23 protein-coding genes are annotated in these 26,940 nt (G+C 42.5%); 14 read left to right on the top strand and 9 right to left on the bottom strand.

Annotated features, from left to right (window positions below; translation table 11 throughout):
- Positions 1–2 precede the first annotated feature (2 nt).
- The gene (locus U5907_03970) at positions 3–1,445 is read right to left on the bottom strand and encodes a hypothetical protein (GenBank protein ID WRQ33806.1); all 1,443 of its coding nucleotides are present in this window, start codon (positions 1,443–1,445) and stop codon (positions 3–5) included.
- Between the two features lie 169 nt (positions 1,446–1,614).
- Between U5907_03970 and U5907_03975 the strand changes: the two genes are divergently transcribed.
- Complete coding sequence (locus U5907_03975; GenBank protein WRQ33807.1) at positions 1,615–2,487, top strand: restriction endonuclease; 873 nt, start codon at positions 1,615–1,617, stop codon at positions 2,485–2,487.
- Here the strand turns inward: U5907_03975 and U5907_03980 are convergent.
- On the bottom strand, positions 2,484–5,933 hold the full coding sequence (locus U5907_03980) for a hypothetical protein (GenBank protein WRQ33808.1): 3,450 nt from the start codon (positions 5,931–5,933) through the stop codon (positions 2,484–2,486). The two genes, U5907_03975 and U5907_03980, sit on opposite strands and share 4 nt — an antisense overlap.
- Positions 5,934–6,021: 88 nt before the next feature.
- On the opposite strand from U5907_03980, the gene U5907_03985 reads away from it, so the two are divergent.
- The 3 genes from U5907_03985 to sucD are packed head-to-tail and all read left to right on the top strand — an operon-like array spanning position 6,022 to position 9,329.
- Positions 6,022–7,266: an MFS transporter gene (locus U5907_03985; GenBank protein ID WRQ33809.1), complete on the top strand. Its 1,245-nt coding sequence runs from the start codon at positions 6,022–6,024 to the stop codon at positions 7,264–7,266.
- A gap of 39 nt (positions 7,267–7,305) precedes the next feature.
- Positions 7,306–8,436 (top strand): ADP-forming succinate--CoA ligase subunit beta, encoded by a 1,131-nt coding sequence (gene sucC / locus U5907_03990; GenBank protein WRQ33810.1) that lies wholly within the window; start codon positions 7,306–7,308, stop codon positions 8,434–8,436.
- Positions 8,437–8,462: 26 nt separating this feature from the next.
- Positions 8,463–9,329 (top strand): succinate--CoA ligase subunit alpha, encoded by an 867-nt coding sequence (gene sucD, locus U5907_03995; GenBank protein ID WRQ33811.1) that lies wholly within the window; start codon positions 8,463–8,465, stop codon positions 9,327–9,329.
- 551 nt (positions 9,330–9,880) lie between these two features.
- Here the strand turns inward: sucD and U5907_04000 are convergent.
- On the bottom strand, positions 9,881–10,396 hold the full coding sequence (locus U5907_04000) for a ferritin (protein WRQ33812.1): 516 nt from the start codon (positions 10,394–10,396) through the stop codon (positions 9,881–9,883).
- A gap of 122 nt (positions 10,397–10,518) precedes the next feature.
- On the opposite strand from U5907_04000, the gene U5907_04005 reads away from it, so the two are divergent.
- Genes U5907_04005 through U5907_04035 form a run of 7 tightly spaced genes read left to right on the top strand, consistent with a single transcriptional unit; the run spans position 10,519 to position 16,435 of the window.
- A complete protein-coding gene (locus U5907_04005; protein ID WRQ33813.1) occupies positions 10,519–11,541 on the top strand; it encodes a patatin-like phospholipase family protein in 1,023 nt (340 codons plus the stop codon).
- Between the two features lie 19 nt (positions 11,542–11,560).
- The gene (gene rfbA, locus U5907_04010; protein WRQ33814.1) at positions 11,561–12,439 is read left to right on the top strand and encodes a glucose-1-phosphate thymidylyltransferase RfbA; all 879 of its coding nucleotides are present in this window, start codon (positions 11,561–11,563) and stop codon (positions 12,437–12,439) included.
- A gap of 15 nt (positions 12,440–12,454) precedes the next feature.
- Positions 12,455–13,021 (top strand): dTDP-4-dehydrorhamnose 3,5-epimerase, encoded by a 567-nt coding sequence (gene rfbC, locus U5907_04015; GenBank protein WRQ33815.1) that lies wholly within the window; start codon positions 12,455–12,457, stop codon positions 13,019–13,021.
- 1 nt (position 13,022) lies between these two features.
- On the top strand, positions 13,023–13,958 hold the full coding sequence (rfbD, locus tag U5907_04020; protein ID WRQ33816.1) for a dTDP-4-dehydrorhamnose reductase: 936 nt from the start codon (positions 13,023–13,025) through the stop codon (positions 13,956–13,958).
- Positions 13,955–15,052, top strand: a complete 1,098-nt coding sequence (gene rfbB / locus U5907_04025) for a dTDP-glucose 4,6-dehydratase (protein ID WRQ33817.1) — start codon at positions 13,955–13,957, stop codon at positions 15,050–15,052. The genes rfbD and rfbB overlap by 4 nt, the downstream gene beginning before the upstream one ends.
- Positions 15,053–15,065: 13 nt before the next feature.
- Positions 15,066–15,470 carry a WbuC family cupin fold metalloprotein gene (locus U5907_04030; protein ID WRQ34079.1) on the top strand — a complete coding sequence of 135 codons (405 nt, stop codon included), beginning with the start codon at positions 15,066–15,068 and terminating at the stop codon, positions 15,468–15,470.
- Positions 15,467–16,435, top strand: coding sequence for a Gfo/Idh/MocA family oxidoreductase (locus tag U5907_04035; protein ID WRQ33818.1), 969 nt, complete (start codon positions 15,467–15,469; stop codon positions 16,433–16,435). The genes U5907_04030 and U5907_04035 overlap by 4 nt, the downstream gene beginning before the upstream one ends.
- On the opposite strand, the gene U5907_04040 is transcribed toward U5907_04035, so the two are convergent.
- The 6 genes from U5907_04040 to U5907_04065 are packed head-to-tail and all read right to left on the bottom strand — an operon-like array spanning position 16,432 to position 23,917.
- Entirely contained in the window at positions 16,432–18,366 is a 1,935-nt protein-coding gene (locus U5907_04040) for a HAMP domain-containing sensor histidine kinase (GenBank protein ID WRQ33819.1), read from the bottom strand. The two genes, U5907_04035 and U5907_04040, sit on opposite strands and share 4 nt — an antisense overlap.
- Positions 18,363–20,582 (bottom strand): heavy metal translocating P-type ATPase, encoded by a 2,220-nt coding sequence (locus U5907_04045; GenBank protein ID WRQ33820.1) that lies wholly within the window; start codon positions 20,580–20,582, stop codon positions 18,363–18,365. The genes U5907_04040 and U5907_04045 overlap by 4 nt, the downstream gene beginning before the upstream one ends.
- Positions 20,583–20,589: 7 nt before the next feature.
- The gene (locus U5907_04050; protein WRQ33821.1) at positions 20,590–21,114 is read right to left on the bottom strand and encodes a DUF1858 domain-containing protein; all 525 of its coding nucleotides are present in this window, start codon (positions 21,112–21,114) and stop codon (positions 20,590–20,592) included.
- A complete protein-coding gene (locus U5907_04055) occupies positions 21,111–22,385 on the bottom strand; it encodes a DUF438 domain-containing protein (protein WRQ33822.1) in 1,275 nt (424 codons plus the stop codon). The genes U5907_04050 and U5907_04055 overlap by 4 nt, the downstream gene beginning before the upstream one ends.
- A gap of 21 nt (positions 22,386–22,406) precedes the next feature.
- Entirely contained in the window at positions 22,407–22,724 is a 318-nt protein-coding gene (locus U5907_04060) for a GNAT family N-acetyltransferase (protein WRQ33823.1), read from the bottom strand.
- 17 nt (positions 22,725–22,741) lie between these two features.
- On the bottom strand, positions 22,742–23,917 hold the full coding sequence (locus U5907_04065; GenBank protein ID WRQ33824.1) for a proline dehydrogenase family protein: 1,176 nt from the start codon (positions 23,915–23,917) through the stop codon (positions 22,742–22,744).
- A gap of 91 nt (positions 23,918–24,008) precedes the next feature.
- Here U5907_04065 and U5907_04070 point away from each other — a divergent pair, with 91 nt between their 5' ends.
- Genes U5907_04070 through U5907_04080 form a run of 3 tightly spaced genes read left to right on the top strand, consistent with a single transcriptional unit; the run spans position 24,009 to position 26,936 of the window.
- Complete coding sequence (locus U5907_04070) at positions 24,009–24,743, top strand: glycosyltransferase (protein WRQ33825.1); 735 nt, start codon at positions 24,009–24,011, stop codon at positions 24,741–24,743.
- Complete coding sequence (locus U5907_04075; GenBank protein ID WRQ33826.1) at positions 24,743–25,378, top strand: lipid-A-disaccharide synthase N-terminal domain-containing protein; 636 nt, start codon at positions 24,743–24,745, stop codon at positions 25,376–25,378. The genes U5907_04070 and U5907_04075 overlap by 1 nt, the downstream gene beginning before the upstream one ends.
- Positions 25,350–26,936 carry a hypothetical protein gene (locus U5907_04080; protein ID WRQ33827.1) on the top strand — a complete coding sequence of 529 codons (1,587 nt, stop codon included), beginning with the start codon at positions 25,350–25,352 and terminating at the stop codon, positions 26,934–26,936. The genes U5907_04075 and U5907_04080 overlap by 29 nt, the downstream gene beginning before the upstream one ends.
- Positions 26,937–26,940: the final 4 nt, after the last annotated feature.

The raw sequence follows: 26,940 nt of genomic DNA on the forward strand, positions 1-26,940 counted from the left end.
GGCTATCCCTTTACTTTTATCTGCTTATTTCTTCTATCCTCTTTAGAACGGGAAATTTCAAAAACATCTGCATTTGTGTGCAGGTGTTTTTTTACTTTATCTTCAAGTGAAAGTAGTGAACTTCTAAGTCTCTTTTTGTGTGATTCGTAACTCATTTTCTGATCAAACATTGACATAAGATCAAGAAATTGAACGGGTTCAGGGTGTTTATCAACTATCATTCTGAGTATTTTAAACTCCTCTGATGTAAGAGTTTTTTCAAGGTCATCAATTGAAAAAATAATTTTATCGTATGGAGTCTTCTCTTTGCCTCTCTTTCTGTATCCGTAATAGAGGACAATTGATATAACCAGAAGAATAAGGCCAGCTATCAGATATATATTTTTGGAGACAGGTGGGTTAAAAAGAACGCTCTCTGATACTTCACTCCCCAGTATTCTGTCTGAGTTTACAACAAGGGGCATCCTGTATCCATCCTCTCTTAAAACCAGGAGTGTAAATTTGTCCGAGTTATTGTTATAAGATACATATACCGGTAAAGAGTAGTTATTTGCTGTCTCTCCAAGCATAATACCATCTACTGATGTGTAATGATATAGTTTATTGTCCCTCATATTAAAATAGAGAGCGTCTGAAAGGCCCAAAAGAAGAGCTCCGTCTTTGTAATTATTAATAATATGGTACTTCTGCAGATCTATCTCCTTGTTTAATCTACCCAGAAAACTCCACTCCCTGGTAATAAAATCAAATCTCCAAAAGTCATTAAGCTGAATCTGGTGTGATTCAGAGCTCTCCCGATCTTCGTCAACGCCTGTACCCGGACCTACAAATAACTGATTACCTGCGTAAGCGCCTGTCAGATTATACCTTGGCTGAGGATATCCGGAGATGGGAGTTTTTGGGAGCACTTTAGCCCAGTCTCTTTTAAGTTTATCAAAATAGACTATAATATTCTTATGGGTAAATAGTCCCAATCCTCCGAATATATGGGGGGTTTTTGCGTGTATAAAGGGAAGTGAGGAGTACTGGTTTCTTGATTCCTCTGTAGAGTGATACTCTTTGAAATCTGAACCATCGTAAGTGACAATTTTTCCTCCCGATTGGTGAAAAAGATACCCTGTTGTGTTCTCCTCTACAAAAGATAGTTTCATCTGACGGAGGCCAAATGTGTTTGGAACTGCCTGCCAGAGGATTCCGTCAATAGAGGAGTACAAAGAGTCCGGAGTTAAGACAAAATATTCATTTTTAAAGGAGAAAGAGAAGCTGTTATCCCTTATACTGAATAGAGGTTCCTGACCGCCAAGAGAGGTGGTTAATGTCAGAAAAGCCAATAGCAGCAACAAAATCCGTTTATATTTCACAATCAGTGAATTTGACCAAATATATGAATAATATTTATTATCACAAAATAGGGGAAGAATAGGGTCTTCACTAATTTTTTTCACCTATCCCCTAATTTATCCTAATTTCGTTTCCGCTTAGGGAATGAATTTTCAGGTTTAAGTAATTAAGGGGTTAGTTATAATACTATGAAGAACTCATTCAAGAAATCCGGACCGGCATTATTGCCGGCCCGGATTTTTCTTTAAATTGCATCATTAAAAAAACCCTGTTATGGATAAAGAGATATTTGTTAGGAAGGCCTCCGGCGAGCTGGAGCAATTCTCCGCCGAGAAGCTTAGAGGTTCACTTAAGCGCTCCGGTGCTGATGATGGTGTAATTGAAGAGATAATTGATGAGATTGTCGGGTGGATTGAGGAGCTTAACGGAAACTCAGCCCCTCCCACAACCAGAAATATTTACAATAAGGCATTCACTCTGCTGAGAAGAATGACGAGCGGCAATGCAGCAAGATACAAATTAAAGAATGCTATGATGGAGATGGGACCAACCGGGCATCCATTTGAGTATTTTATGGGAGAGGTATACAGGTTACTAGGTTATGAACACATTGAAGTTGCTCAGGTTTTAAGGGGGCACTGTCTCACCCACGAGGTAGATGTTGTTGCAACCAGACGCCTTGCAGGCGAAAAGATGGATCAACTTATTGTAGAGTGTAAGTATTACCAGAGCACAGGGAAAAATGCAAATGTTCAGGTCTCACTCTATGTACACTCAAGGATGCAGGATATTTTCGGAGTCCGCAAAAAGATGCCCGAATATGCAAATTATACCTTCAAGGGGGGTATTGCCACAAACACCAGGTTCTCTTCTGATGCAATTGCTTACGGAGAATACGCAGGTCTAAAACTTCTGAGCTGGGACTATCCCCGCGGTAATGGGCTCAGAGATATTATTGACAGAGAGCGAATCTATCCCATCACAGTCCTGACAACACTTACCCGCACCCAGAAAGATCTCCTTATGAATCGTGGTATTGTTATATGCCGTCAGCTAAAAGAGAATCCAGAAATAATAAACGAACTATCTCTTCCCCCAACCCGCCTCCGTAAACTACACGAAGAGCTTGCCGGGCTTTTACACTAGTGCCTGCGGATATTATCGCGCCCTATTGTTCCGTAAAGGAACTTGGCGTAATCGTATGAACAGAGATAGTCGTGAACAGACTTGGCTCCTTCAAGGCGTTGGGAGAGGTCTTCAACCATATCAGGGGTGAGATTTTTGTCCTCTCTCAGAATTTTCTCTATGTAGCGGATTCTCTCTGCCATCTGGGCGATGTCTGTCTGCTGCTTGAGCATAATTCTGGATTTATACCAGTCGCTCTCCACAAGGTAGTCGTAGGTGAACATTTTGCGTATCTCAGGTGAGTCAAGTCCCTTTCCTTCAAACTCGCCGTAGGCCATTATGTGGAGCAGTGCCTTTAGTGGCGGGCAGGCTGACTCAATGCTTCCGTCTCGGAAATATGATTCGGCAACCCTCTGCTGAGACTCAACAATATTGAGAACTCCGTCTGCAAATTGCTCCATTGACTGGAGTTCCGGTTTAAGCATATCTTCAGGGAAGATTACATTTGGATTTTCAAAAACTCTTCCAAAATATCCAATCACAAATTTGTCAGTAATCCTGTATCCTAATATTGATGCAGGTATCTTTTTACCTTCGTATTCAAAATCTTCTAGTTTCTCAAGTTCTCCCTCTGAAATCATCTTTGCGGGATCCTTTTCAAATGGCTGGAGGCGTGCCCACAGCTCCGGTATAAGGAGGCTGAGATCGTGGTCAACTCTGTATCTGTGCCCTATATAGCCGGCCGGGGTGGTAAATCCGTTGTAGCCGGTAAGAATAAATGACACCAATGCGTTGTTAAGGTCAATAATTGGGAGTAGGGCATTAAATGGTGCCTTTGTAAGTGCACCCTCTGATCCTGCGCCTGTTGTTGATGGGGACTTGCCGGTAAGTGAGCATACAAAGTCCATAAACAGTTCCGGAAGCTCCTGATAGTGTACAGGGTTATATACCGCAAGTGGGCGAATACCCTTCTCTGCCGGGTTGTTTCTTCTTCCCGGAAGGACTGCATTAACTGGCAGGTAAACCGGTTTGTCCATAGTTATTCCCCTTCCGATTCTTATACCTGTCTCCGCAATGTATTTTGTGCGGGGATTGATAATATCGTCACGTGTCTGAAGGTAACGTACATTTTTGCTTGGCTTTCCATCTACTATTCTTGGGTTTGCCGATGAGACAAAGTATTGAGGAGTATCGCTCTCTGCTACATCTGTTATAAGATCCCTCATTGGGTCTGTAAAGAGATCAAAATTAATTACATCCTCTACCATCTCTTTTGCATCCTCTGTTGTAAGAGGCTGAAAATTGGATATAAATGTGCATGGAGAGGCGAGATCTGACTCGGCCTTTTTGTCAAATCCTCTGTTAATTGCCTCATCAGGACGCTGGAAGAATCTGTATTCGCAATTCTCAAGGATTTTTACACTCTTGTTTGTTACAAGAGGGTTAAGGTCTGTTAGTGAGCTTGATGGCACTACTGTTGAGACTGTGATATCGTCCTCCATCTGAATCTTGTCTGCGTGGACATAGTCCTGGCGGAGTTTGAATGTTCTCCAGGCCCCTTTATCGTCGTAGCCTACCCTCAGATATCTTGCTGCTATCTTCTTGTTCTGATATTTAAGTTCGTTGCCCGGTTGTCCGTTAAGGATATCAACCGAGAAATGGCTCTTCCAGTCCTCTCCCCACTCCTCTCTGTAGAATCTCTTGACAATAAATGCAATACCTTTTATATACTGCGGAATTGATTCCAGCCAGCTGTTGTATTCAGGTGTAAATTCAGGGGATGGAGTGAGCATCTTTATTGCCGAGCCCATTGACCTCTTACTGCTGAGGAAACTTCTGCTTACCTTTTTCCCTTTTGCCGGGTCGATGAATCTTGAGAAGTAGTTGTAGTTAATTATCTCCTCTACCTTTTTGAAATCTGTCTCAAAATCTTTTATAAAGAATGAACCCGATATAATTGAGTCCTCAATGGATTTTGATATCTCTGATTTCCCTCCGCCGGAGACGGTGCAGGGCTTGTGAATAAGCACCCCCTCTGAATTTGTCTCTACAAGGCGGTAATTGAGTGTTCCTGCAGCCTTCTCCATACGGTATTTGTGTCCGTTGGGCATTATGTAGGTTTTGTTTGGAAGAAGCTTAATGCTGACCTCTCCGCTTTTGCCCTTTTTCCAGGATATTCTCTGGCTCTTTATATCAAATCTTGAGAGCTCCGGTATATAGTAGATGTCCGGGAAATTTTTGTCTACTCCGTAACCCTCAGGTTTCATATCTATCAGCTCCGGAAATAGCTTTGCTGTCTCATCCAGGGTTTTAATAAAATTCTCGGCTTTTGTAATCTGCCCCTCTCCCTGATTGTATGAGGGGAATATAAGTGCTCCGCCTGCGTGCTCCTCCTCGGCATTGCCCATAAGATTGGCGGCGAATGATATAAATGTTTTTATCTCCTTCTTTGAGTAGCCAAAGTAGTTATCTGCTATTACTGTAACAATAACTCCCTCATCTGTTCGCATAGTCAGTTTGAAGGCCGATCCGTCGTTGTAGAGCTCATTCTCATTTTCCCAGCACATTCCGTCTCTCTTCTGTCTCTCTGTTGCTTTGGAGATATGAGGAAGGCCCACCTCTTTTTTTGTAAGTTTTGTTAGCTGGGGTGCAAGTATTATACAGCCAGTGTGTCCGCTCCAGTTTTCGTAGTCAAGCCCTGCGTCGTTTGAAATATGGTATGGTGAGCCTCCGTTTCCAAAAATTGACTCTACAAAGTCAAGATTTGAGACAAGTGACCCTGGTGCAAAAAAGCGAATCTCCATTGTCTTTCCTGGAGAGATGCCTTTTATCTCCGGGCTGACTTTTGGTCTGAGTAGCAGGGATACAAATATTTGAGCCTTTTTGTTGCACTCTTCAGTAAATGGAAGATTAAAGATATCTCCCTCGATAGTAGTTGCTTTCTGGAGAAGTAGTGCTGCTGTCTTTTGGGGTACCGATTTTTTGTCGTCCGGGATTGGAAGGCCACCCTCGGCAATATGAAAAACTCCTTTTGTTGTGCGTCTGTCGTTGCGTGGGTTATGCAAAATCCCCTGTTTTACTCTGTATGAGGTGAGATACTCTGATGAGTAGTCGTTTCTCTTTTCCGGGATGGATAGCTCTCTTGCTATACCATAGAAATCCAGGGTGAATGTGAATGATGGGATGTGGATTTCCGGTGCATCTACACCTTTGAAGTATCCGTTTATGAAATTCTGTATTCTTTGGTCTGCAGGGCAGAGATAGTTCTTAAACTGACGCTCCCGCTCCCTGTAGTTAATAATGAGAGATTTTGCAAGGTGGAGGAAGCCGTCTGCTGCATCATCTTCAAAATCACCATCTACCAGGCCAAGGGCTTCAAGTCTGAGTTTTATGTATTGATGTATATACTCTTTTGAGTTTTGTCTGGTATCTTCAAAGAATCCCAGCGATTTAAGCTCTTTATTCATGTGGAGTCGTTTTTAGTCGCCATAAATTATGCAAAAATGGTTCCAAAAACACTTTATTACTATATTAGCGTGCGCAAAAATTTGATTGATGGAGAATATTGAAAATCGTTGGAGAAGAACCTTTGCTTTCATTTGGACCGGACAGCTTTTCTCTACCCTGAGCAGCAGCATGGTAAGCTTTGCAGTAATTTTCTGGCTGAGCATAGAGACCGGTTCTGCAGAGGTGCTTGCTTTTGCAACTATTGCCTCTCTTCTGCCTCAGCTGGTTCTGGGTCTCTTCACAGGAGTTCTTGTGGACAGATGGAACAGAAAGAGAACTATGATAATTGCTGATCTGTACATTGCCCTTATGACTCTTGTTATGGCTATGATTTTTTACCTGGGCCACGGAGAGGTGAGTGTAGGGATTTTATACCTTTTACTTGCATTGCGATCTATCGGCAGCTCTTTTCATATGCCTGCACTTGAGGCCTCTATTCCGCTTCTAGCTCCCAAGGATAAACTGATGAAGGTTGCGGGTGTAAATAATATGATTTTTTCAATGAGCTCTATAGCTGCTCCTGCAATTGCTGCTCTCTTTGTGGCTAACCTCAATATTGTATGGGTTCTTCTTTTTGATGTGTTTGGGGCTGCAATAGCAAGCTCCTCGCTCCTCTTTGTGAAAATTCCAAATCCGCAGAAGAGCATTGTTCTCCACAAGGAGGCCGAGGAGTTCAGGCGCTTCTTCAGAGAGTTGGGTGTTGCTCTTCAAGAGATTCGTCTCAGACCGGGTTTAATGTGGATGTTTATTTTTACTGTTTTTGCGAGTCTTGCAATGGTTCCTGTCTCTACCCTTTTTCCGCTTATGACTCTTCAGCATTTTGCAGGGGATACTTATATGATGAGTGTGGTTGAGGTTGCCTGGGGTATAGGGATGCTTGCGGGTGGAGGGCTGATGAGTCTTGACAGGTTTAATTTTAATAGGGTAATGCTTATTAATGCTATGTATGTAATCCTTGGAGTGACCTTTGCGCTCTCCGGATTCCTTCCGCAAGGGGGTTATCACTATTTTGTAATCTTCACATTTACAGGGGGTATAGCCGGGGCAATATTCTGGGGGGCCTTCTCTGTTGTGTTACAGAGCTCTCTTGACAGTGCCGTGCTTGGAAGAATATTCTCAATTCACAATAGTCTTATTATGATTCCTGCAATGGTCTCTCTTATGGCAACGGGTTTTATCGCTGATTCAATTGGTGTTACAAATGCATTTATTATTGCCGGTTTTATGCTTGCGGCAATTGGTGTAATCTCTTCGTTAATGCCTCAGATAAGGTCGTTTGCAAAGAGTCAATAATCTGAAAATTATATTATCTTTATAGGCAAATATAGGCTTATGAAGATTCACGAGTATCAAGGTAAGGAGCTTTTTGACAGAATGGGTATTCCCACTGCAAAGGGCAAGGTGTGCAGGAGCGTCAGTGAGGTGCTCTCTGCTTATGAAGAGCTGGGGCTTGAGAGAGCCGTGGTGAAGGCACAGGTCCTCACCGGTGGACGGGGCAAGGCCGGCGGAATCAAAATTGGAAACAACAGGGCTGAGATTGAGGCGGCTGCAAAGGCTATCCTTGGTATGGAGATCAAGGGGCTTATTGTGGACAGGGTAATGGTGGCTGAGGCTGTTGAAATTGCTGCTGAGTTTTACTTCAGTTTTGCTGTTGACAGAAATGCAAAGAGTGTTGTAATGATTTTAAGCCGGGAGGGTGGTGTTGAGATTGAAGAAGTTGCGGCAAAAACTCCTGAGAAGATTCACAAAATTCCAATTTTCCCTTTTGTAGGTATTCCTGATTTTCTTGCTAAAAAGGCTGCAGCGATGTTGTTTGATGAATGGAGTCTTGTTAATCAGGGGTACAAAATGATTCAGAATCTATACAAACTCATGGTTGCTACTGATGCCTCGCTTGTAGAGGTGAATCCGCTTGTTGTTACTAAGGATGGGAGGCTTATTGCCCTTGACGCAAAACTAAACTTTGACGATAATGCCCTCTTCCGTCAACCGGAGATTGAGTCTCTTTATGAGCCCGATGAGGAGGAGAAGAGAGAGCTTGAGGCTAAGTCAAATGGTTTCAGTTTTGTCCATCTGGGTGGAGAGATAGGCTGTATGGTAAACGGAGCGGGACTGGCTATGGCTACAATGGACCTTATTAAGCTATACGGCGGAAAGCCTGCAAACTTTCTTGATATCGGCGGCAGTTCAAACCCCCGGAAGGTAATTGAGGCTATGAAGCTGCTCCTCTCGGATAAAGAGGTAAAGGTGGTTCTTATAAATATATTCGGCGGTATCACCAGATGCGACGATGTGGCGAGAGGACTGATATCGGCCTTTAATGAGATAAAAACCGAAATTCCTATAGTTATCCGCCTCACCGGCACCAATGAGAAAGAGGGTCGGGAGATGTTAAAAGGGACTCCTTTCCACTCTGCCGAGACAATGGGAGAGGCAATAAAAAGAGCGGTGGAGCTGGTGTAATTAAAATTATTTAAAAGCAATTACAAATGAGTATACTAATAGATAAAAACAGTAAGATTTTGGTGCAGGGGATTACCGGAAGGGATGGTGGTTTTCACGCATCAAAGATGAAGGAGTACGGTACTCGTATTGTGGGAGGCACTTCTCCCGGGAAAGGGGGAGCTCTTCACGATGGAATTCCTGTGTTTAATACTATGACGCTTGCCGTTAAGGAGACGGCTGCAGATACTTCTATTATTTTTGTCCCTGCAGCTTTTGTAAAAGATGCAATTATGGAGGCGGCTGAGAGTGGTATTAAATTGATTATTGTAATTACCGAAGGGGTGCCTACCCTTGATTATATTGCGGCCAGACACTATGCCGTTGCAATGGGGGCAAGAATTATCGGCCCAAATTGTCCGGGACTTATATCTCCCGGTAAATCTCTTGTGGGGATAATGCCCGGCAATATTTTTACCCCCGGAAGGACAGGGGTTATATCAAGAAGTGGTACTCTAACATATGAGGTAGTATACAACCTTACCAGAGCAGGGATTGGGCAGTCAACAGCTGTTGGAATAGGTGGTGATCCTGTTGCCGGTCTCTACTATATTGATCTGCTGCAGATGTTTCAAGGGGATCCTGACACCGATTCCATTGTAATGATTGGAGAAATTGGGGGTGATGCCGAGGAGAGGGCTGCTGCATTTATTAAGGATCATGTAACAAAACCTGTTTTCTCATTTATTGCCGGACAGACTGCCCCGGCAGACAAACGGATGGGTCACGCCGGAGCCATTATCTCCAGCGGCACCGGATCTGCCCGCGAAAAGATTGCCGCCCTTGAGGCCGCCGGTGTAACAGTAGTTGACGAACCTGCTAAAATTCCGGCGAAAATCAAGGCGTTGGTGTAAGCGCTGTTCATTCGGTTTAATCTTGCAATTTTGCTGCATTCACCGAGTATCCGCATAACTTCCGGAGTTTTTCCTCCTCGCTCTCTTCGTTCGCTGTGGCGGAGACTCCTTCAGTTATGCGGATTACTCTGTGAAAGGGCATGCAGAAAAAGTCTTGCCGGGCGGCAGACCTGGCGGTTACCCGCCCGCCCGGCTTTAGTTAGCCATTCGGCAGATGATTTTGGGAGACCGGTTCTCGGTTGAAGATTCAGAAAGACCCATGCGGCTGTAACTTGTTGATTGTTATTTATTAGGCAATCAAACTGACATATCCTGTACATTCGAAATCCTCCCCGGTCAACCGAGCCACGAAGGAACCTCCGCCACAGCGAACAAAGTGAGCGAGGAGGAAAAGTTCCAGAGAGGCTGCGGTTGATCGGGGAAGGTGAGGATGTGAACAGAGAAGTGCAAGGAGGAGTGAACTGAGGGGTAACAGAGAAAAAGGCCACCCGTTTCCGGGCAGCCTCTGCTATTTAAAATACACGAATGAATTCGGTTTGAAATTTAAGTGGTTACGCTGTTTTTGTTGCGTCAACGAAGACTCTTGTTGAGAGCTCTTTGTTAAGCATAAAGACTCCCTGACCTTTGTCTCCGATTAGTTTGAGCTGGTCCAGAATCTCTATTACATTCTGCTCCTCCTCAACCTGCTCGTCGATAAACCACTGAAGCATGTTGGTGGTTGCGTGATCTTTCTCGGCTGCGGCTACATTGTAACAGTTGTGAATCATCTCGGTTACTTTACACTCATGTTTGTATGTCTCTTCAAACACCTCGGTAATATTTTTCCAGTCTGTAGGGACTGCATCAATAGCTGCAAGTTTTGCTTCACCTCCGCGGCTGATAATGAAATCATGGATTTTCATTGCGTGTGAAGTCTCTTCAAGGTACTGAACTCTCATCCAGTTTGCCATTCCTTTAAGGCCTTGGTTTTCAAACCAGGCAGACATTGAAAGATACATAAATGCAGACCAGAATTCTGCGTTAACCTGTTTATTGAGGATCTCCTCAACTTTTTTGTTGAATTTCATATTTTTCTCTTTATTAAAAGTTAATAATCAAGTGGATTCGTCTTAAATGACACGCTAAGTTAATCATTTTTTGTTAAATTTGGGCTAAGCTCTTTTGATAAATTTTATATATCAGCAAATAAATGAAAACAATTCTCACCATTGACGGAGGAGGAATCCGTGGTGTGATTCCGGCTGCCATCCTTGCAAACCTGGAGGAGCGGCTGCGAGTTGCCTCAAAAAACAGTGATCTCAGACTCGCAGATTGTTTTGACCTTATGTCAGGAACCTCAACGGGTGGCATTCTATCTATCCTCTACCTCACTCCAAAGCGCTACACCGGTGCGCAGATTCTTGAGTTCTACAGGGAGCTTGGGCCAAAACTATTCCACAGGAGTCTTTCGCAAAAGCTGATCTCCGGGTTTGGACTCTTCTCAAGCAGATACAAAGAGGATGCCTTGTATAATTTTGCCAGGGAGATTTTGGGTGATGCTACTATCTCTGAGGTGGCAAAAGATTGTCTTGTTACATCTTACGAAATGACCACAAGAAAGGCTCTGCTATTTACAAAGAGTGATGTAGGAAAATATGGCAGTCTGGCAGATTACAGACTCTGCGATATTGTCCGCGCCACATCGGCAGCTCCTACCTATTTTAAGCCGGCAAAAGTATATCCAAAGAGCTCTGAGGCTTTAAAGCGCGAGGGTATCTCAGAGGAGAACATCCCTTTCAGGAATCTGGTTGATGGTGGTATCTATGCTAATAATCCCTCTATGTGCGCACTTGTTGAGGCTATCAAACTCTGGCCTGAAGAGAGCGTTAAAGGGTTTATGATGATATCGGCAGGAACAGGAAAGGCGGATCGCTCTTACCCCTACGAGAAGGTCAGGAGATTTGGATTTATCGGGTGGCTTAGCCCAATCCTGGATATTATGCTCTCCTCAGTTGCAGAGACAGTGGACTACCAGATGAGACAGGTTTGTAAATCTTTGGATTGCTCGGGAAACTATATCAGGATAGAGCCTGCTCTTCTAAATGCCGATGTTGATATGGATCTTGCAACGGAGAAGAATATTCGTGAACTTTTTAATGCAGCTCAGCACTACATTGATCACAATGGTGACTTACTGGATACTATTGTAGATAATCTTCTGAAGAGACAATAAATTGGTTATTTTTGTATCTATGAAAGGAATTGTTTTAGCAGGGGGGTCGGGAACCAGGCTGTACCCAATAACAAAGGGTGTCTCTAAACAGCTGCTTCCCATTTATGATAAACCAATGGTTTACTACCCTATTTCGGTATTGATGCTTGCGGGTATAAGGGAGATTCTGATTATCTCCACCCCTGATGATCTTCCCGGTTTCAGGAGGCTCCTGGGTGACGGAAGTGATTATGGAGTAAGGTTTGAATATGCAGAACAGCCATCACCTGACGGGCTTGCTCAGGCATTTATAATTGGAGAGAAATTTATTGGAGATGATTCGGTCTGCCTGGTACTTGGAGACAATATTTTCTATGGTCAGTACTTTGTCAAAATGCTTAAAGAGGCTGTAAGAGCTTCAGAGAAGGATGGAGATGCATCGGTATTTGGATACTGGGTTAATGACCCTGAGCGTTACGGAGTTGCAGAAGTTAATGACAAGGGTCTGGTTATAAGTATAGAAGAGAAACCAAAGGAGCCTAAGAGCAATTATGCTGTTGTGGGGCTCTATTTTTACCCAAACAGAGTTGTTGAGATTGCAAAATCAATAAAACCATCGGCCAGGGGGGAGCTTGAGATTACAACAGTAAATCAGGAGTTCCTTAAAATGGAGAGGCTTAAGTTACACACTCTGGGACGGGGTTTCGCCTGGCTTGACACGGGGACTCACGACTCACTCTCTGAAGCTTCAACTTTTATTGAAGTTATTGAGAAGAGGACGGGTCTAAAGGTTGCCTGCCTTGAGGAGATTGCCTACAATTACGGATGGATTGATGCAGAGAGGCTCAGACAAATTGCAAAGCCAATGATAAAAAATCAGTATGGTCAGTATCTTGACAAAATGGCCGGGGAGAGATAATCCGGAGTGGAAATTATGAAAATTACAGAAACGGAGATTAAGGGGGTATTTCTTATTGAACCTGTAGTCAGGGGAGATTCCAGGGGATACTTTATGGAGAGTTTTCTTAAGGATAAATTTTGCAGAGAGGTTGCCGATACAGTTTTTGTGCAGGAGAATGAGTCCTTCTCAAACCGGGGCGTTGTTAGAGGATTGCATTATCAGCTGCCTCCTGCTGCCCAGTCAAAGCTCATTAGAGTTGTTACCGGAAAAATTCTGGATGTGGCGGTTGATATAAGAAGAGGATCTCCAACATTTGGAAGGCATATAATAACAGAGCTCTCATCTGAAAATAAATGCCAGCTTTTTATTCCCAAGGGATTTGCCCACGGCTTCTCTGTTCTGGAGGACAACACAATTGTTCAGTACAAGACCGATAACTACTACTCTCCGGAGAATGAAGCGGCTCTGTTGTGGAGTGATCCTGCACTGGGAATAGACTGGGGATTGGAACATGAAGAGATTATTCTGAGCGAAAAGGATAAAAATCATCCACCTCTCTCAGATGCAAAATTATTTGACTACAATACAAAATTGTACTGATATGGGAAGTGATATCAAGAGTGATTCAAGGAGCCGCATTCTGGTAACCGGTGGCAGCGGTCAGCTTGGAAGTGAACTCAAAAGGTTACTGGGTACAAATCCATCAATATTCTATACAGATGTAAATGAACTGGATATCACTAAAAGGGAGGCGGTTGAACGATTTTTGCTTGATAATGATATTGAGATTGTAATAAATTGTGCGGCCTACACAGCTGTAGACAAAGCAGAAGATGAGGAGACTGCTGCCGGTAAGGTAAATGCCTCTGCTCCCCGCAATCTGGCTGACTCTGCAATTGCCGTATGGCGGGCAGGTGCTTCGGCAAAGGGGGGGCCTTTGATTATTCACATCTCTACTGATTATGTGTTTGACGGGAAGTCAAATCGGCCTTATACCGAGGATTTTCCTACTGCTCCCGCCTCCGCTTATGGTCGGACCAAACTTGAGGGAGAGCAGGCTCTGATTAATTCAGGCTGCAACTATATCATTTTAAGAACCTCCTGGCTCTATTCAGCATTTGGTTCAAACTTTGTTAAAACAATACTACGCCTTACCGGCGAACGGGATTCTCTGGATGTGGTATTTGACCAGGTGGGTACCCCCACCTTTGCCGGGGACCTTGCCACAGTTATTTGCAAGGTATTAACCAAATGGGAGTTATCAACTGACAAAGAGAGGAGAGATCTTTGTGGTATTTACAATTTTTCAAACGAGGGTGTCTGCTCCTGGTATGATTTTGCAAAAGAGATTGTTAAAAGAGGGGGAAATAGCTGCAAGATAAATCCTGTTACCTCTGACAAATTCATAACTAAGGCTGTAAGACCTGCATACTCCGTCCTGGATAAAAGAAAAATAAAAGAGACCTTTGGTTTGGTTATACGACACTGGATGGAACCACTCGATGATGAAAAATTCTGGAAAAATATTCAAATATGAAAAACATACTTATAACTGGTGGAGCCGGATTTATAGGATCACATCTGGTTAGGCTGATGGTCAACAAATATCCCCAATACAATATTTTTAACCTGGACCTGCTCACTTATGCCGGGAACCTTGAGAATCTCAGAGATGTTGAGGGGATGACTAACTACAAGTTTATAAAGGGTGATATCTGTGATATTGAGTTTATAAGCAAGGTGATTACTGAAAACCAGATTGATGGGATCATTCACCTGGCCGCCGAGTCTCATGTGGACCGATCGATTCTTGACCCATTCTCATTTGCCAGAACTAATGTTATGGGTACCCTCTCCCTGCTTCAGGCTGCGAGAATGTACTGGAGTAAAGCCTGGGCTGAGCAAAAAAATGGGACAAAGGCTGGCGATTCGCCATTTGAGGGGAAACTGTTTTACCATGTCTCTACCGATGAGGTTTACGGCTCTCTTGAGGATGACGGCACCTTCTTTACCGAGGAGACCAAATATGATCCGCACTCGCCATATTCGGCATCAAAAGCCTCAAGCGACCATTTTGTGAGGGCGTGGCACGACACTTACGGGATGCCTGTGGTTATCTCTAACTGCTCAAACAACTATGGTCCCTATCAGTTTCCCGAGAAATTGATTCCTCTGTTTATCAATAATATATGCAACAATAAACCTCTTCCTGTTTACGGCAAGGGTGAGAATGTGAGAGACTGGCTCTATGTGGAGGATCACGCAAATGCAATTGACCTGATATTTCACGAGGGGAGTGTGGGTGAGACATACAACATAGGGGGCTTTAACGAATGGAAAAATATTGACCTCATAAAGGTACTTATAGCGACTGTTGACAGGCAGCTCGGCCGCCCTGCGGGCGCCTCGCTGCCGCTTATCACCTATGTCACTGACCGTGCCGGCCACGATCTTCGCTATGCGATTGACTCCGGTAAGCTACACCGGGAGCTCGGGTGGTCACCCTCGCTCCAGTTTGAAGAGGGCATTGAAAAGACCGTAAAATGGTACCTGGAAAACCGGGAGTGGATGGAGAGGATAACATCCGGAGATTACAAAAGCTATTACGACCAGATGTATAGAGGGCGATAGATATATGAAGAGAATTCTAAAAATAGACAATGCCCTCCTTGATCAAATTTCAGAATCGGCAAAATCATCCCCGAGGCTAAGGATGAACTATAATCTTCACGATTCACTTGATGCTCCTGCCCAACGACTTATGAATGCACTCGAGCCGGGGACAGTTTTACCTGTCCACAGACATAAACATACAGATGAGACCTACATCGTTCTAAGAGGGGCAATCAAAGTACTTTTCTATGATGAAAATGGGAAATTGATTGAAAAATTTATACTTGATCCTTGTGACGGGGAGTATGGAGTTAATATACCTGCCGGCACATTTCATACTCTGGAGGTTCTTTCAAAGGGGACTGTTATCTTTGAGGTAAAGGAGGGAGAATACACACCGGTTGAGCCTGAAGATATATTATATTTGCAGCAATGAAAAATTTTGCAATTATTGGAGTTGCGGGCTACATTGCCCCAAGGCACCTTAAAGCTGTTAGGGATACCGGAAATAAGCTTGCTGCTGCCTATGATGTTTTTGATAGTGTAGGAATAATGGATTCATATTTCCCTGATGCATCATTTTTTACAGAGTTTGAACTTTTTGACAGACACCTTTCAAAAATGAAAAGGGAGGTTAATGGTATTGAGTACCTCTCTATCTGTACACCCAACTACCTTCACGATGCCCATATAAGATATGGTCTAAGGCTCAATGCCGATGTTATTTGCGAGAAGCCTCTGGTTCTCAATCCCTGGAATATTGATGCACTTAGCGTTGCCGAAAGGGAGAGCGGAAAAAAAGTTAACACCATACTCCAGCTAAGACTGCATCCTGCTATACAAGACTTAAGGAAAAGAGTTGCCTCCGCTCCTGCCGGGAAAATTTTTGATGTGGATCTCACCTATATTACATCGAGGGGTAACTGGTACTATACAAGCTGGAAGGGTGATTCAAGAAAGAGCGGAGGGGTTGCAACAAATATTGGAGTCCACTTTTATGATATGCTAGCATGGGTTTTTGGCGCAGTTAAAAATAATGTAGTTCATATATCTTCGCACGACAGGGTAGCCGGACTTCTGGAGTTTGACAAAGCGAGGGTAAGATACTTCCTCTCAATAAATGAGGATACACTACCCAGAGAGGCAAAAGAGGCCGGTAAAAGAACCTACAGATCACTTCAGATGGAGGGTATTGAAGTTGAGTTCTCTGATGGATTTACCGAATTGCATACTGAGTCTTACAAAAAAATAATCGCCGGAGAGGGATTTGGTCTTGAAGATGCCAGAGCAGCTGTTGAAATTGTTCACGGAATAAGACACGCAAATCCTTTAGGATTAAAGGGTGACTACCACCCTCTTGCCGCTCTTAAGCCAGCTAACCATCCGTTTGGATGGATTTAAACAGGAAGTCTTACAGTAAATTTTGAACCAGAACCGTAAGTGGATTCAACATGTATTGACCCTTTGTGTTTTTGAATAATCGTATTACATATAGTAAGCCCAAGCCCTGTACCTTCAGAGAGGTCATTTAACTTTACAAATCTGTCAAAAATTGTGTCAACCTTGTCTGGAGGGATTCCCATTCCTGTATCCTCTACCTGAATAACAGCTATTTTCTCACCGTCAAACTCTTCCAGATGACAACTTACCTTAACATACCCTTTTTTGGTAAATTTTATAGCGTTATTAACCAGATTTGTCAGAACCTGGAAGAGACGCTTACGATCTGCAAATATCTCTAACTCGTGATATTTACACTCTACTATTAATTTTAGATCTGCCCTCTCTTTGTGGTGAAAAATCTGTCTGAGCTCTTCAATAAGTCCGCAAAGATCTACTCTTTCAAAAACAAACTCGTATGTACCCGCCTCAATTTTTGACAGGTCAAGAATATCATCTATAAGTCTCAGCAGTAAATCACTGCTTGATGATATTATTTTAATATATTGCCTGCGCTCATCTTCGTCAGATGTCTCTGAGAGTAACTCAGAAAATCCCAAAATTGAATTCAAGGGTGTTCTTATCTCGTGACTCATATTTGCAAGAAATGCTGATTTTAGCCGGTCACTCTCCTGGGATTTCCTTAAGGCTTTATACAGATTATCCTCAGAATCCATAAGCCTGATTCTTGACGCTCTGACCTGGAGATAACTCCTAAATACCAGTATTGCTGCTATTAAAAGTATTATAAAAATTGAGCCGACAATAATTATCTCCTCTTTAAACTTTCGCAGTAAATCAAGGGGTCTTGCATAAATAACAGATTTTTTAGGGATTGAAGATCTTTTTATTGATCTTTCACTGGCATTCTTCCAGTTTACATGGAAAACGCTGTCCCTGTATATTGATGGTTCTATATGTTTTGCACTTCCAAGTTTATCAACCTGTTCAATAAGCTTTACCGCTTGCTCTCCCCAGAAATTTTGGGGCATAAAATAACCTCCTGTAAAAACACCATCCTCAATAGCTTCGCCAACTACACCAAAAACAGGAAGTTTTGAGCTTTTTGATATTTGAGAGTAGGTGTAATTTACTGAGTACTTAAACCCAAATCCAGTAGTAAACCAGGAAGATAAAAATATGGCAGATGAGTCTCTGAAAGTTGGGACCATATGTAAGAGAGAGTCCGTATTCACATCATTGGAGCTAATAAAAATACCATTAGGATGCCCTCTCTCTTTAAGAATTTCTTTTGCCAAAAGTTTTGAGTAATAACCCTGAATTCTGAAATCTGTTAAAATATAAATATTCTTGAGAGGCTTAACCATATCCTCCATAACATCAAACAGGCCTTCAATATTTAGCTCTCTAAGGACTCCTGTAGCATTTAAATCATCAAATAATTCAACTGTTGGCTGGAGGTCTGCAAACTCTGTTGAATCTCCCGCTGATAACTGCTCCATTGAGAAAGAGAGGTTTTTGGCAGCAACAACAATTACCTGAGTTTTTTCAAATCCCTCCCTCTTTATTGAATATCTGTGTGAGAACCAAGCCTCATCCCCAATAAGAACCAGAATATCCGGAGGGTGATTTTTATATGCGCTTGTAATAATGTTATACCGGTATATCCATACCGTAAAATCCGGGTTATATTCAGAAGAGATGTGCTCTACACTAACATCAAAATGGTTGTGCGCTGTCATAAGCTGGCTGCCGATATGGTCAATTATCTCATCAGACCAGGTGTAGCCATTGTTGTAAGAACTTACAACAAGTATATTTTTGCTTTTAGAATCTAATGTATCTTTAACATGAGCCAGAGCATCAATTTCATGAAGCATTGCCGTAAAAAGCAATACTGCAAAAAGAAATTTAGTGCTCTGTTTTTTCATTTGCCGGACAATCTAAGACTGTTTAATACAACGGATACTGAACTGAATGCCATAGCTGCAGCTGCTATCATTGGGCTTAGCAGGGTGCCGTTTACCGGATAAAGCAACCCGGCAGCAATGGGGATACCTATCAGGTTATAAATAAATGCCCAGAACAGGTTCTGTCTAATGAGGCGCACTGTCTTTCCGGACAACTCTATTGCTCTTGGCAGGAGTCTCAGATCATTGGTCATAATAGTCATCATAGATACATCCATTGCTATGTCTGTTCCTCTTCCCATAGCAACGCTGACATCAGCCCTTGATAGTGCCTGAGAGTCATTTATGCCGTCGCCTACCATCGCAACCTTTGCGCCACTCTTCTGTAAAGATATAATATAATTCTCTTTATCAGAAGGAAGTGCGTCAGCAAAAAAGTGACTAATTCCGGCCTGATCTGCTATAAACTTAGCTGTCAATGAATTATCCCCGGTTAACATATGGACTTTTATTCCCATATTCTTAAGTCGCTCAACAGCAGATACTGAACCAGCATTAATTTTATCGGCAGCAGCAATTACAGCTAAAAGAGTATTCTCTCTTCCATAGTAAATAATACTAAGCCCTCTTCCCTGCCAATCCTCTGTTAAAGCCCTTATCTCTGCGGGTATATTACAACTTACCATATCCGCATTTCCGGCCCACCAGATATCTCCGTCATACTTACACTTAACACCCTTGCCGGTTATACTTTCAAAATCAGAGATATTTACTGAACCATCAGTAGCTCCAAGTTCAGATTCTGCCCACTCCACAATTGCCTCTGCAAGTGGATGTTCGGATTTTCTCTCCATCTCTGCCAGAACGGCAAGGTGGCCCTCCTCCCCGGTATATTTATAATTTGTAACTGAAGGGATCCCCTCAGTGATAGTTCCGGTTTTATCCAGGACAACATCATTAATGTTCATTATCTGCTCAAGTGCAGTTGCATCCTTTATAAGAATATGCTCCTCTGCAGCCTTTCCTATTCCAACCATAAGAGCAGTAGGTGTTGCAAGGCCGAGTGCGCATGGGCAGGCTATTACCAGCACTGAAACTGCAGAGAGTAGTGCGTGAAAAATGTGCTCGCTTCCGCCAATAATCAACCAAAGAATTAATGTTAACATTGAGAGAGCCAGTACTGAAGGGACAAAAACAGCTGCAATTTTATCAACAATTCTCTGGACAGGAGCTTTACTCCCCTGCGCCTCTTTAACCATTGCAATAATCTTTGATAAAACTGTCTCGCTTCCCACTCTGGTTGCTTCAAAATTAAAGCTCCCTTTTTGGTTTATGGTTCCTGCAAGAACGCTATCTCCTCTCCTCTTTAAAACTCCTATAGGCTCACCGGAAATCATACTCTCATCCACATATGAGTCACCCTCTGTTAATAATCCATCAACAGGGATTTTCTCACCCGGCCTTACAACTACAATCTCACCCGCCTTAATGGTTGAGACAGCCACCTCAATTCTTTCACCGTTTCTGATTACTGTCGCAGTTTGCGGAGCAAGTCCCATCAGCTTTTTTATTGATGCGGTGGTGTTCCCCTTTGCCCTCTCCTCAAGAAATTTGCCCAAAAGAACAAAGGATATTATCATAACTGCCGCTTCAAAATAGACTACGGGCTGCAATCCTCTTTCCAGCCAGAATGAGGGCCATATTGTATTAAATGTACTAAACAGAAATGCTATTGATGTGCTTAGTGCCACAAGCGTATCCATATTTGCCCTGCGCATTCCCGCCTGTTTGAATCCTGTTATAAAGAAACCTCTTCCAAAAACAGCCATCACCGGAAGTGAAAGAATCATTAACAGTATATTAACCAAATCAATGCCTGCATGTGCCGATGAGTGGTCCATAAAGAGCATTGAAATAATCATAACCGGTGTTGAGAAAACCCATGAAAGAATTGTATTCCTTTTAAGTTTTCTGAAATTGCTCAGCTCCCTCTCCTCTTTAATTATTCTCGCCTCATCCGGGTCCTCAATTATCATATCGTAACCCATTGCTCTGACAACATCTCTGAGTTTCTCAGGTGATGTAACATCTGAATCTGTCTCCAGTACAACACTGGAGTCGGCAAAATTAACAACTGCATAAATAACTCCAGGCTGTGCCTGAAGGGTCTTTTCAACCCCTGCCGCACACCCAGCGCAACTCATATTTGTTACCGGGTATACTCTTTTCATCACCATATCAGTTTTAATATTTTACAACAAAGTTTTCAATTATATCATCCTTTCGTCTGCTCCAGACCATAAAGTTCTTGTTGTGGAGAATTTCAATTATTGGTGCAGGTACAAATGGGGTGGTAAACAGATAAATCTCTCCGGGAAGCAGATTTTTACTCTCTTCAATTATTCTTCCCATTGGTACATTTCCCTCTTCAAGAACTCCGGATGCATCAAATTTTATTTTAACACTCTCCTCGTGAAACCACTCAGGGCAGGGCTCCTCAAGTAAACTACTTGCCTCTGGCGTCTCCTCTTTTTTTACAAGTGGCTCTAAACCTGCAGCTTTCCTAAGCATTGTAAGCATATGAGAAGCATCTATGCCTGCTATTGAGGCAGCCTGTTTTACAGAGGTCACTCTTGCAACCGTCCTTCTGAGAATCGGGCTCTGAAGCTTGGCAAAAGCGGGCGAGAGCTCGAACAGTGTATGCTCAAGCTCCGGCCGTTCGTTAAGTATCTCTGAAATCTTTGTCTCTAATGTTATGTCCTTCATCATTTTTTTGTGTAGGAGAGAAGCCGCTGATCACCCTCCAGTTTCCTGAACTCAGATATATCCTGGGTGATCTCAATCACACCAAGGTATTCACCATCTTTGCCTCTCAGAGCAGTATATTCAATATAAACAAACCTGCCCATAAAATTACTTATCCAGAATTTTGCCTGATGCTCCTTTCCGCTTTTAAAATCCGCCAGAATTTGCTCAACAATGTGAACGCTCCCCGGAGGGTGGCAAAGTCTCACATCCCTTCCAATTATTGACCTGTTTCGCTCAAAGACTCTGTTGGGGCTGTGAGAGAAAAACTTAACCTTGTCGTTGGCGTCAACATATGTAATATCAATAGGGAGGGTAACAAAGAGCGCCTCCATCTCCTTAATGTCAAAACTTCCTGAGGAGAGTCTTACCGGTCCTCCTGTTGTGTACTCTACTCCTGTTGCCGGTTTTGTGCCAGTATCGCTGTCACCCTCTTTTGGTTCAGGGTTCCATTCAATCTTTGGATCATATATACAGTAACCGTATATTCCGGTTTCATTGTATACCTGTATCCAATCCTCCTGAGTAAGAGTTTCCAGACACATTGGAAGAAGAATCTCCTCCTCCTTCATGATCATACTCTCTGTCTGTTCTATTGTGGGCCTTATAATCATATCTCCAAGAGAGTAGAGGTCACTGCCGGTTATTGGTGTGCCCGGCACAAGTGAATCATGAACAGCTCCAAGAATCTCCCTTATCTCATCGTGTTTACCCCACATTACCTTTGGAGGGCCGGTTATTCCTGCCTTTTCAAGGAAAGGAAAAAGAAGATACTCTTTGCGTTTATAGTGTTTATCCACATCAGAGAGCATATTGAACTCTCTTTTAAGATCAATAACCAATGCGTTGATAAAGTCTTTGTCGTCCGGCATTCCCTTGATAATCTCCATTCTTACCAGCAGGGTCCTTATCTTCTCAATAACCTTAGCTATCTCTCTGTTCTCCTTTTTGAAGGTGTCAACAGGGTGACCATCCGGTACAGGGGCATCATGACCGGTTAGGCTACCTTCAAGTACAGCGCTGTGAAGGTCACAAAATTTTAAAATCTCCTGCTCCGGAAGGCCCTCTGCAATCAACTCCTGTTCCACCTCAACCACTTCATTGTATGGTATTTGTTTAAGAAGGGATTTAACTCTCTCCTGAACCTGTTCCGGGGCCTCCCCTTTATGAAGTTCCAGAAGCATATGCTTCAGAAGCTCTTTTCTCTGACTTGAATTATTGATGTATTCGCTCATAAATGAAATATGATATAATGATTAAATTTCGCAAACGGGACCATTGTGAGAATCTTCAGAAATCTCAATTACAAGGTCCTGGTAATCTTTAAATTTTTTAACGAATTTATCTACAAACCAACATGTAGGAATAATCCTGAAGCCATTTGAACGGGCATAATCCAGGGCGTGTTTCACAAGTGCTCCGCCGAGCCCCCTCCCCTCAAGCAATTTGGGTACAATGGTGTGTGTAAGGTCCATTACTTTTTCTGAAATCTCATATTCAATATATGCTGTTGCTTCAGGGGTAATGTACTCAAACCTGTTTAACTCTTTGTTGTGAGTGATATTTTCTCCCATATTAAAAAATTTATATGTTAAACAAGTCTGATGCCTCTTCTGTTCATTTCCTCTTTTATCAGTCCAAGTTCCCTGCCTGTCTGCCCGGCCATTGAGGTATTCTCCTCAGCCCTTCTAAGCAGGTAAGGGAGCACCTCTTTTACAGGAGCGTAAGGGATGTATTTGCAAACATTGTATCCAGATTTTGCAAGTGCATATGTAATATTGTCACTCATACCATAAAGCTGTGAGAACCAGATTCTTTTATCATCTTTTGAGAGTCCCTTTTTAGTAATCAGCTCTGCAAGCAGGTAATTGCTGGCATAATTATGAGTCCCGCTGAAAAGCTCAATATCTTCAATATTATCTGTAACATATCTCAAACCATTGTCGTAGTTTAAATCTGTCTCCTCCTTAGTTGCACAGATTGGTGATATATAACCCATCCGGAGAGCTCTCTCACGCTCCTCCTCCATATAGGCTCCGCGGACAAACTTGATTCCAAGTTTATAACTTCCGGCCTTTGCATCGTTATGTATTCTCTTAAGGTAATCCAATCTGTCGTGTCTGTACATCTGGAGAGTATGAAAAACGATAACCTTTTCTCTGTTAAACTTCTCCATAGCCTCCTCAGTAAGTTTGTCAAAAAGATCCTGACAGTAGTAGTGTTCTGCATCAACAAGTATTCTCACTCCGTTCTCGGCAGCTCTTCTGCATAATGCAAAAAATCTTGTTTTGAAGTTATCAAGTTCCATCTTCTCTATATCATTCAGCTCAGCACCCTCCACTGAAGCTATCTCAAGAACATTCCCAACTATAAGGCCTGTCGGCTTAAAGACTGTAAATGCTATAGAAGAGTTCCCGCGGGCATTATCAATGGATCTCATTACCTCATTGTATGTCCTCTCTACATCTGAGAGCTCCTTGCCACCCTCTGCGGAATAATCAAGCACTGAGTAGATATTTTCACTCATAAGTCTTACAACTGTCTTAGAAGCCTCCTGAAGAGTTTCTCCTCCAACAAACTGTCTGTAAAGGGTGGGTTTAACAGCCCAGGAGAGAGGAAAGCCAATTCCTGTTGCAATTTTTGTAAGCCCCTTACTGCTCTTTACCAGTGCATTACTGGACATGGCTTTAAAAAGGATGTATGCGTTGCGCAAATCATTATTGCTTTTTGATGCAAAGGCAACTTGTGTATTATTGAAATCTAGCATGATATTTGTTTTTATTAGCAAAAGTTATCAAATTTAGTAAAATTCTGGATGCATCTCCCTATATTTGCACCCTCTTTTATCAATTATATTTATGAACAAAACCGGTGCTTACAAACTGACTGTCACCATTCCTGTCCTTAACGAAGAGGATAATATCCCGTCACTGGTAAAAAGACTTGACTCTCTGACATCCATTGTTAACAATTTCCCGGTCTGTTTTCTATTTATAGATGACGGATCAAAAGATGGAAGTCTTAATCTTATTAAGGATATTTGCAGTAAAAAGGAGAATTATTTTTTTCTGAAATTTAAAAAAAACTATGGTTTAAGTGCTGCTCTCAAAGCCGGTTTTGATTATGCCGAATCTGAATTCACAGGTTACATTGACGCTGACCTGCAGGTTGCTCCTGAGGACTTTTCACTCCTAATACCATTTATCAGTGATTACGAAATGGTTATGGGAATCAGGCAGCACAGAAAGGATACAGTTGTTAAAGCAATCTCCTCTAAAATTGCAAATGGATTCAGACGAATGATGACAGGAGATGGTATAGAAGATACGGGGTGTCCTTTAAAGATTATAAGGAGCTCGTATGCTAAACGCATCCCTATGTTCAACGGGATGCACAGGTTTTTACCTGCACTTCTTCTGCTTCAAAATGGCAAAATAAAACAGGTTCCTGTTGAACATCATCCCAGAGTTGCCGGTGTTTCAAAATTTCACCTTTTCAACAGGCTTGTTGGCCCCTTCCTGGATACCTTTGCATACCGATGGATGAAAAAAAGATATATTAATTATTCTGTCTCTGATAATAACTTAGGCTAATGCTTCTATATGCGATAGGTCTTACGGCTCAGCTCTTTTTTGGGGCCAGGACTCTCTTTCAGTGGGTTATGTCAGAGAGAGCCAGAAAAAGCCTCTCCCCGTCCATTTACTGGATTCTGAGTATGGTTGCCTCTTGGCTCTTCTTTATATACGGATGGATGAGGGAGGATTTTGCAATTATCCTTGGTCAGGTTGTCTCTTACTACATATATATATGGAATCTTGACTCCAAGGGGATCTGGAGAAAGATACCTGTTGAACTCAGAGTTCTCCTGGCCGGTACTCCCCCTGCCGCAATTATTCTTGCTTCAGGTGATGCAGCTACCTTTATCACCACATTCCTGCAGAACGAAAGTGTTCCAATATGGTTGCTGATTTTTGGAACAGCCGGTCAGCTTATTTTTACCTTAAGATTTGTATATCAGCTGATTTATTCATATCGTAAAAGAGAGTCGCTTCTCCCGCTTGGCTTCTGGATTATAAGTGTATCAGGCTCGGCGGTAATAATTGCTTACGGAATAATAAGGAGAGACCCTATTCTTCTCCTGGGACAAGTTCCGGGTATAATAACATATTTAAGAAATATTGCATTACATAAAAAATATTATGGAGCAGGCGGGCAGGTGGATTTATAAATACAGGTATCTTTTTTACATACTGGCACTTATTCCTATGTTCCTTACAAGGGACTTCACCAGAAACAATGAGTTAAGATATCTAAGTATTGCAGACGAGGCAATCAGAAACGGCAATATCTTCACTTTTACAAATCACGGCGTTCATTATGCAGACAAACCACCTCTCTACCTCTGGGTAGTGATGGCAGGGAAACTGATCTTTGGTACTCACAGTATGCTTTTCTTGGCTCTCTTCTCTTACATTCCGGCTCTTGTAGTAATCTGGTTAATGAGCAGATGGAGCATCGGGTTTGCAACCCCTAAAGAGAGGCTGGCGGGTGAACTTATGCTCCTTACATCTGTATTTTTCCTTGGATCTGCTGTGGTTCTGCGGATGGACATGCTAATGTGTATGTTCATAACTCTCTCCCTGTATACATTCTACAGAATTTACTCCGGCAATGAGAAAAAAAGGGATAGATGGACGTTCCCTGTTTATGTGTTTCTTGCTATCTTTTCAAAAGGGCCCGTTGGTATAATGGTACCGCTCATGACTACAATTGTTTTCCTCCTGATAAAAAGAGAGTGGCGATTGATTGGAAAGTACTGGGGATTAAGAACTCTTGGAGTTATAATTGCTCTTTGTGCAGTTTGGTTTGGGAGTGCCTGGGCAGAGGGAGGAAATGAGTATATAAATAACCTTCTTTTTAATCAGACAATTAACAGGGCAGTTGACTCTTTTCACCACAAAGAGCCATTCTGGTACTATATGGTTGCCATCTGGTACTCTCTTGCACCGTGGGTGTTTCTGATTGTTGGGATAATTACAGCCGGCCTGTCAAAAAAACTTATCAAGAGTGATACAGAGAGACTCTTTTTGATTGCATCTCTGGGGACATTTATAATGATGTCCCTTGTAAGCTCAAAAATTCAAATCTATCTGCTTCCCGCTTTCCCGTTCTTTGTGGGGGTAACTGTGCTCTGGATGGGCAGATTCTCAAAATCTGCCGTTTCAAGAGTTGCAATGTTTATACCCTCTCTGATTCTGCTCTTTGCTCTTCCAGGTGCTATTGCTGCAGGATATATGGAACTTTTCCCTGTTTTTGAATCGGTCTGGATATTGACAGCGGCAACTGTTTTATCTGTTACCGGTTTTTTTGCATTAAGGCTCCTTACCGGCAAATTATGGGAAAAAGAGGGTTCTCTGCAAAATAGCATTATAACTATTGGGGCCGGTATGCTGTTTGCTGTATTTATCATATCATTTTATGTTCCTGCCTATAATCCAAATATCGGTATGGCAGGAGTAACTTCTGTCGCAAAAGAGCTTGCAAATGAAAAAGGCTCTGAGGATTATTATGTATATGATATTCCCCGTGCAGAAAATGCAGATGTATATCTGGGAAGCGTTCCTGCTGACATAACTATTGAAGAGATAAGAGAGGTTATTTCAGGTGAGAGAAGAGCTGTACTGATTGTTAAAAAGAGCTCCCTTGAGGAGTCTCCTGAACTATCTCAGCTTTTGGAGGGATGCGAAAAGAGAGCCTCCGGATATTTCTTTTGTGTAACTTTGTAGAAAC

This window comes from Bacteroidales bacterium MB20-C3-3, from assembly GCA_035609245.1.
GTDB lineage: Bacteria > Bacteroidota > Bacteroidia > Bacteroidales > UBA932 > Bact-08.

What these genes read in the sequence shown, in the direction of transcription:
- U5907_03975 (WRQ33807.1), top strand. Translation starts at nt 1,615, where the DNA reads ATGGATAAAGAGATATTTGTTAGGAAGGCCTCCGGCGAGCTGGAGCAA.
- U5907_03980 (WRQ33808.1), bottom strand. Translation starts at nt 5,933, where the DNA reads ATGAATAAAGAGCTTAAATCGCTGGGATTCTTTGAAGATACCAGACAA.
- U5907_03985 (WRQ33809.1), top strand. Translation starts at nt 6,022, where the DNA reads ATGGAGAATATTGAAAATCGTTGGAGAAGAACCTTTGCTTTCATTTGG.
- sucC (WRQ33810.1), top strand. Translation starts at nt 7,306, where the DNA reads ATGAAGATTCACGAGTATCAAGGTAAGGAGCTTTTTGACAGAATGGGT.
- sucD (WRQ33811.1), top strand. Translation starts at nt 8,463, where the DNA reads ATGAGTATACTAATAGATAAAAACAGTAAGATTTTGGTGCAGGGGATT.
- U5907_04000 (WRQ33812.1), bottom strand. Translation starts at nt 10,396, where the DNA reads ATGAAATTCAACAAAAAAGTTGAGGAGATCCTCAATAAACAGGTTAAC.
- U5907_04005 (WRQ33813.1), top strand. Translation starts at nt 10,519, where the DNA reads ATGAAAACAATTCTCACCATTGACGGAGGAGGAATCCGTGGTGTGATT.
- rfbA (WRQ33814.1), top strand. Translation starts at nt 11,561, where the DNA reads ATGAAAGGAATTGTTTTAGCAGGGGGGTCGGGAACCAGGCTGTACCCA.
- rfbC (WRQ33815.1), top strand. Translation starts at nt 12,455, where the DNA reads ATGAAAATTACAGAAACGGAGATTAAGGGGGTATTTCTTATTGAACCT.
- rfbD (WRQ33816.1), top strand. Translation starts at nt 13,023, where the DNA reads ATGGGAAGTGATATCAAGAGTGATTCAAGGAGCCGCATTCTGGTAACC.
- rfbB (WRQ33817.1), top strand. Translation starts at nt 13,955, where the DNA reads ATGAAAAACATACTTATAACTGGTGGAGCCGGATTTATAGGATCACAT.
- U5907_04035 (WRQ33818.1), top strand. Translation starts at nt 15,467, where the DNA reads ATGAAAAATTTTGCAATTATTGGAGTTGCGGGCTACATTGCCCCAAGG.
- U5907_04040 (WRQ33819.1), bottom strand. Translation starts at nt 18,366, where the DNA reads ATGAAAAAACAGAGCACTAAATTTCTTTTTGCAGTATTGCTTTTTACG.
- U5907_04045 (WRQ33820.1), bottom strand. Translation starts at nt 20,582, where the DNA reads ATGGTGATGAAAAGAGTATACCCGGTAACAAATATGAGTTGCGCTGGG.
- U5907_04050 (WRQ33821.1), bottom strand. Translation starts at nt 21,114, where the DNA reads ATGATGAAGGACATAACATTAGAGACAAAGATTTCAGAGATACTTAAC.
- U5907_04055 (WRQ33822.1), bottom strand. Translation starts at nt 22,385, where the DNA reads ATGAGCGAATACATCAATAATTCAAGTCAGAGAAAAGAGCTTCTGAAG.
- U5907_04060 (WRQ33823.1), bottom strand. Translation starts at nt 22,724, where the DNA reads ATGGGAGAAAATATCACTCACAACAAAGAGTTAAACAGGTTTGAGTAC.
- U5907_04065 (WRQ33824.1), bottom strand. Translation starts at nt 23,917, where the DNA reads ATGCTAGATTTCAATAATACACAAGTTGCCTTTGCATCAAAAAGCAAT.
- U5907_04070 (WRQ33825.1), top strand. Translation starts at nt 24,009, where the DNA reads ATGAACAAAACCGGTGCTTACAAACTGACTGTCACCATTCCTGTCCTT.
- U5907_04075 (WRQ33826.1), top strand. Translation starts at nt 24,743, where the DNA reads ATGCTTCTATATGCGATAGGTCTTACGGCTCAGCTCTTTTTTGGGGCC.
- U5907_04080 (WRQ33827.1), top strand. Translation starts at nt 25,350, where the DNA reads ATGGAGCAGGCGGGCAGGTGGATTTATAAATACAGGTATCTTTTTTAC.